Origin of the sequence: Microvirga sp. Mcv34 (genome assembly GCF_024519725.1) — a bacterium.
Lineage (GTDB): Bacteria > Pseudomonadota > Alphaproteobacteria > Rhizobiales > Beijerinckiaceae > Microvirga.
This window is the reverse complement of the sequence record NZ_JALJRK010000158.1, coordinates 1-5,271: the sequence shown is the minus strand read 5'-3', so window position 1 is coordinate 5,271 and position 5,271 is coordinate 1. Positions and strand designations below refer to the sequence as shown.

Below are 5,271 nucleotides of genomic sequence, written 5' to 3'. Positions count from 1 at the left end.
GGAGGGCGGCAACCATCCCATCTCATCTGGCAGTCGGTGATGTGGCGGCCGGGCAAAGGGCGAGTTCCTCATTTGGTCGTGAAGAACTCCAATCCTTATCCGGCCGGCCACGACAGCCAGACGGTGCGGTCCTGGCGGATCGCGCCGTCGCCGCTGCCGCCCCTCCGGTCGGGCCTCGGCCCTCCCTGCGGAGCGGCAGCGGCGTCACTTCTCAAGATGATCGCCGCTCAACTTCCACCCTGATCGCCGCGCCTTACGTACGACGCCTTGCCACCAGCCTCATGTTGGTGGCGATGGCTGCGTTCGCGCTGCACAGCGCTGCTGTGGTCGGCATGAAGGTCCACAACACTGTTTCGCACCATGCCGAAGGACGCGTCCACACGGGCGTGTCACAGCCGTCGCACCATGAGAGTGGCGAAGGCATAGCCCTCGTGAAAGCCTCCGATAGTTGCACCCACTGTCTCAACTCTGGTGAGCCCGACGGCGCGGGCACGACTTACGGGTCCCATTGCGCCAATGCCTGCGGAGTGGCCCTGCCGTTCGGCGTACCGAGCGAACCCGCTCATTCCGCAACGGCCGGCATCCAGGCGCTCGTGAGCCAGGGGGGAGCCGGTATTGACCCGGCTGGCCTGAAGCGTCCGCCACGAACTTCCTTCATCGTCTGAAAGCGCGACCGGCTCTGCCCGTTTGTCGCTCCCCAAGTCTCGTTTCGTCATCCCAGGGATTTTCATCGCCCGCCAATCTCTGGGCGTGCGATGCCCCAGGCTGCCTGTTAGCCCAGGTCCCTGGTCCCGTACCCGATGATCCATAGGCGCCGTTCGCTTGGCATCATCAGCAAAAATGTCACCCAAGCATGCGTCGTCAACAACCGACGTCCATGTCGTACCGAGGAGAACCTGTTATGAAGTCGCTCATTCTCATTGTAACTGCTGCCGTTGCCATTGCTGGTCCCGCTGTGGCTCAGGCACAAAGCAGCGGTCAGCAGCACCACACCACCGGAGCACCCGCAGCGACAGCCCAGTCCCAGGGGCAGATGACGCATGGCGGTGGCATGATGCAGGGGCCCGGAACGCAGGCCGGCAACCAGTCCGAAGCGACAAGAGCTTACTCGGCGGCGGTGGACAAGATGCATGCGCCAATGGCACAGGCCATCCAGAACGCTGACCCGGACATCGCCTTCGTGAAGGGCATGATCCCGCACCATCAGAGCGCCGTCGACATGGCCAAGGTCGTTTTGCAGTACGGCAAGGACGAACAGGCCAAGAAGTGGGCTACCGATGTCATTCGCGAACAGGAGCGTGAGATCGGCGAGATGAGGGCTTGGCTCAAGGCGAAGGGAGCCGAGTGAAACGGAAACGTGAAAGTCGAATCCCTGGCCATTGGAGTGGAGGTGCGCCTGTGGCGCACCTCCATCCAGCCCGTGCTCCCTGGACGGAACTCCGCCCTTCACCGGGATACTTCGATGCTTAAGGCGCACTCGCACAGGCGTCAGGCATTCCCACGTCACCGTTTCGATAGAGAAATCCCATGAGTTCTTTGCTTTTCACCCGTCGCGCCATTCTTGCAGGGCTGACAACTTCGGTCATTGTCGGCTCTCCCCACCACTTGCGCGCCCAAACCTTGCCAACGGTCGTCGTGACCAAGGATCCATCATGCGGATGCTGTTCCGGTTGGGCTGACCATATCCGGGCGGCAGGCTTCCCCGTCGAGATCAGGGAGGCCTCCGAGGTCAATCGCCTCAAGGTCAAGCTCGGGGTGCCTCCGGCCCTCGCCTCCTGCCACACCGCGGAAGTGGGCGGCTACGTGGTTGAAGGGCATGTGCCGGCGGATGCTATCAAGCGGCTGTTGGCCGAGAAGCCTCAGGCGAAGGGGATTGCCGTCCCTGGCATGCCCATCGGTTCGCCTGGCATGGAGGTCGAGGGCACCGCACCCGACACCTACGAGGTTGTGCTGTTCGGACCCCGTGGATCCACAACCTTTGCACGCTACCAGGGACTGCGGGTGCTTTGACGCGACATCGTCAAGCGCTCCAAGCCTCGGAAATCGCTTCTTGGCTGAACTGGGCTGCGAGGAGAGCGCTCCGCAGCTGCTTGGTCTTCTTGGGGACCGCTGAAGCCGGCTCTCTTATTGGGAGCAACAGGACTTCCTCCAGTGGTTGACCGTCCTGTAATGCGTGCTTTCTGCGCCGTGCTCGTTCTCGTCAGTGTCGGAGCGGCGGTGACCTTCTCTCCAGGCCGCAATGTGTCGGACCACTACACCTTCGAACTGGTGGATCGCGAAGTGAAGCACGGTTCCGGCACAACCGTCCTGGTCCGGCGGGTTGATGAGCAGACCGGAAAGGTGGCACCGGATGCTACCTTGTTCATCAGTCGCCTCGACATGTCGCCCACAGCGTGAGCGCGATGAAGGCCCGCTTGAGCCGCTGCCCGACACGCTGCCCGGCTACTACCGTTTCGAACCCGACCTTTCGATGGTCGGCGGATGGGCGCGCACGCTCGCCGCCAAGCTTCCGGGGACGGACCCAATCCACCGCAGGCTCGTCCTGCAGGCGACCCAGTGACACGCCGGTGAATTCGCCGTTTCAACGAGTTTGGCCGCATTTGAGAGGGCGCATCGTCCGTCTCCAGCGGCGCCATTCAATACAAACATCCGACGGAAATGACGCAATCCTCATGGCGACCACGCGTCGGCTCCAACTCGGACGCGCACGCTTGAGACCGCTTGTCACAGACCGGTCTTGCCGATCCCGTCGCATCACCTTGTGCCCGCCATCTCCGTTTGACCTGTCCGGATCGCTGCCATTCCGATGACGCTGAGCCACCCGCACCGAGGCACGGCAGGAGGCTGTCTGGCTATTCCGAGAACGACCATGACCGGCGACGCATCCACTCGGCGCTTGGGTGCTTCACTCCCGGACGCACCAGATGGAAGGTGATCTAACCCGGTGCACGCCAGTACTGGGAGTGTTCGATGTACCGATCCCTGCAGGAAGTTCTGCTTGCAGCTTGATCCGGATCAAGGCGGCCGCCACGCTGCCTGCTATGTTCGTGAGCGCGGCAAACCAACCCGCCTGCTGCAAGTCATCGTCGCTTGTGCAAGACAGCGCCACGGATCCTGTGGCCGAGTGGAGGTAAGAATGATGTGGACATCGAAACTCAAGTTGGCGCTTTTCCTCGGGGCCGGTCTTGTCATCGCTCCCGGCCTCGGCGTGGCGGCAATGACCAGCATCGAGTGGCTCAGCCGCATGGAGCAGATCGAACTCAGCCGAGGGTCCATGGCGGATCATGTCCATGCTCAAGGAACGGTCCGCGCGGTTGATCCCGGTGCCGGCACGGTCACCATCCTGCACCCGGAGATGGGCAGCGTGGACAAAAGCATCTGGATGCCGTCCATGACGATGGTGTTTCACGTCAGCCGGTCTGAGGTGCTGCGAGGGGTCAAAGCGGGAGACAACGTGAGATTTGAGGCCACGCGGCGCCGGGGAGCCGTGATGGTGACGCACATCACCAAGATTGGCAGATGACGCCCTGAACGGCTTTGCATCTCCCAGAGATGGACAACCGCGGGCACTCGGTCAGTATCAGCGACGAGCATGTTCACGCCCAGGTCGACACCCGCCACAGCCGATTGTCCTGCCGAACCTCGGCCTCTCCAGAGGTGCGGAGGCGGGGCTGACCTGGCCGAGCTCCAGTCGCGCCTCCATCAGCCCTCCGGGCGGATCACCCGACCCACCTCATCAAAGCGGGCGCGCGCATCCGACCAGGCCTGCGCGAACTCGAACAGCTCGCGCAGGGACGGGTTGATCTCCTTGTACGCGGCAAGCGCGGCAACCAGCGCTCCAACCGACAAGTGGCCCTGGATGACAAGGTAGCCGCCGATTGTGAAGAAGAAGAACGGGGTAAGGTTGGAGGTGAAGTTAAAGAGGCTCTTGAGCCTCGCCTTCTGCTCGTTGATCTGGAGCCTGATTGCCTCAAGCGCCCTGATCTGCTGCAACCGCGCCCGGTTGGTCATAGCCAATGACGGCGCAGGGAGTTCCGAGGCGCGGGACAGGGCGGCGCTGAAGCTCCTCGTCGCATGAACCCGTTTAAGCACAGACGCATTGATGCGCAGCTGGAGCCGGGGCAGGATGGCAAGTTGGACCGGCAGCATCGCGACCGCCGCCAATGCCATCACGGCATCCTGCATGAGAAGGAAGGCGAGGCTCGCCGCCAGCGTGCCGCCCTGAAGAATGGGCACGCTCAGCATGCTGCCGGCGAAATAGCCGATGGGCTCGCATTCACTGATCGCCACGGCGGTCAGGGCCGGATCATCGGCGCGAGCCTGGGAGCGCGCTTGGGTTCGGACGACGGCGATCCGAAGGCGTCTGACAATCCGCTCGGAAATCCGGCCCTGGGCGACGTTGGCATGGTACTTGATGGTGCCGTTCAAGGCGATGGCGCCGAGGTACCCGGCGCAGAGCAGGACGAGGAGGCTGACCTGATCCAGCTTGAGCTCGAACAGATCCATCTGCGGGCCACCAGCCGCGAGGGCGTGGTTGATGATGTGCTTGGGAAGTTCAAGAACAAGATAAGTCGTCGGAAGCACAAGGGACGAGATCGCGACCAGCTTGAGCTGTCGCCGCAGCGTCCAGCGCAGAACCGCCTGCTCCAGAGGTGGCCGAAGGGGCTCCTCAGTGACCACATGCCGGGCCTGGCGGCTTGCCGTCAACTTCCTGGGCCATGACAGGAGAGTGGATAGGCAGTGGGTGCGCCACCTGTGAGCCATGCCACGTCGTCCGCCTTGATCAAGACATTGCCGCACAACGCGACAACGGCCGCTCGCCATAGATGGCGTTATGGGGCAGCCCCTCGAATAGCTGATGAATGGAACCGAGAAAAGGGTGGAGCAATGCTCACCGAACAGTCGGCTGCCTCCGATGCAGTAGACTTCGCCAAGTCACCGCGGTGGCCTGCTCACACAGGCTTCACGCCAAACTCTCAGTTCCGCTGTCCTTCCATCCGGCGAGCCTCTTCGAGACGCATCTGGCAGGCCGCCAGGGGGCCAGGCAGGCTGCAACGGAAGTCCCACGCCCGCGTTAGCGCACTGCAATGCAAGCTCCCTCCTGTGAGCGCCAGGAATCCAAAGGAGACTCCATGATGGCGGCGCCATGGTTCATGTTCGCGACCGGGATTGAGAACAGCTACCCCACCATTCATGAGGGCCGCACGCGCATCGATGAGATGGAGAAGTGCGGCCACTACAAGCATTGGAAGACGGACTTCGAGCTGCTCC

At 62.7% G+C, this 5,271-nt stretch carries 7 protein-coding genes; 6 read left to right on the top strand and 1 reads right to left on the bottom strand.

From position 1 onward, the window contains the following. From OC446_RS29150 to OC446_RS29125, 6 genes are all read left to right on the top strand, one after another. Positions 1-243 (top strand): hypothetical protein (locus OC446_RS29150; protein ID WP_262032410.1); only part of this gene is annotated, 243 nt, incomplete at its 5' end. A gap of 50 nt (positions 244-293) precedes the next feature. Further along, positions 294-665: a hypothetical protein gene (locus OC446_RS29145; protein WP_262032409.1), complete on the top strand. Its 372-nt coding sequence runs from the start codon at positions 294-296 to the stop codon at positions 663-665. A gap of 236 nt (positions 666-901) precedes the next feature. Next, positions 902-1,348 carry a DUF305 domain-containing protein gene (locus tag OC446_RS29140; protein ID WP_262032408.1) on the top strand — a complete coding sequence of 149 codons (447 nt, stop codon included), beginning with the start codon at positions 902-904 and terminating at the stop codon, positions 1,346-1,348. A 179-nt stretch (positions 1,349-1,527) separates the two neighbouring features. Then, a complete protein-coding gene (locus OC446_RS29135) occupies positions 1,528-2,010 on the top strand; it encodes a DUF411 domain-containing protein (RefSeq protein WP_262032407.1) in 483 nt (160 codons plus the stop codon). 159 nt (positions 2,011-2,169) lie between these two features. Continuing rightward, on the top strand, positions 2,170-2,397 hold the full coding sequence (locus OC446_RS29130; protein ID WP_262032406.1) for a hypothetical protein: 228 nt from the start codon (positions 2,170-2,172) through the stop codon (positions 2,395-2,397). Positions 2,398-2,998: 601 nt separating this feature from the next. After that, on the top strand, positions 2,999-3,523 hold the full coding sequence (locus OC446_RS29125; RefSeq protein ID WP_262032405.1) for a copper-binding protein: 525 nt from the start codon (positions 2,999-3,001) through the stop codon (positions 3,521-3,523). A gap of 179 nt (positions 3,524-3,702) precedes the next feature. Here OC446_RS29125 and OC446_RS29120 read toward each other — a convergent pair whose 3' ends face one another. Next, a complete protein-coding gene (locus OC446_RS29120; RefSeq protein WP_262032404.1) occupies positions 3,703-4,707 on the bottom strand; it encodes a multidrug ABC transporter ATPase in 1,005 nt (334 codons plus the stop codon). Between the last annotated feature and the right edge of the window lie 564 nt (positions 4,708-5,271).

Coding starts and splice junctions, on each gene's coding strand:
- OC446_RS29130 (WP_262032406.1), top strand. CDS start 2,170: ATGCGTGCTTTCTGCGCCGTGCTCGTTCTCGTCAGTGTCGGAGCGGCG.
- OC446_RS29140 (WP_262032408.1), top strand. CDS start 902: ATGAAGTCGCTCATTCTCATTGTAACTGCTGCCGTTGCCATTGCTGGT.
- OC446_RS29145 (WP_262032409.1), top strand. CDS start 294: ATGGCTGCGTTCGCGCTGCACAGCGCTGCTGTGGTCGGCATGAAGGTC.
- OC446_RS29135 (WP_262032407.1), top strand. CDS start 1,528: ATGAGTTCTTTGCTTTTCACCCGTCGCGCCATTCTTGCAGGGCTGACA.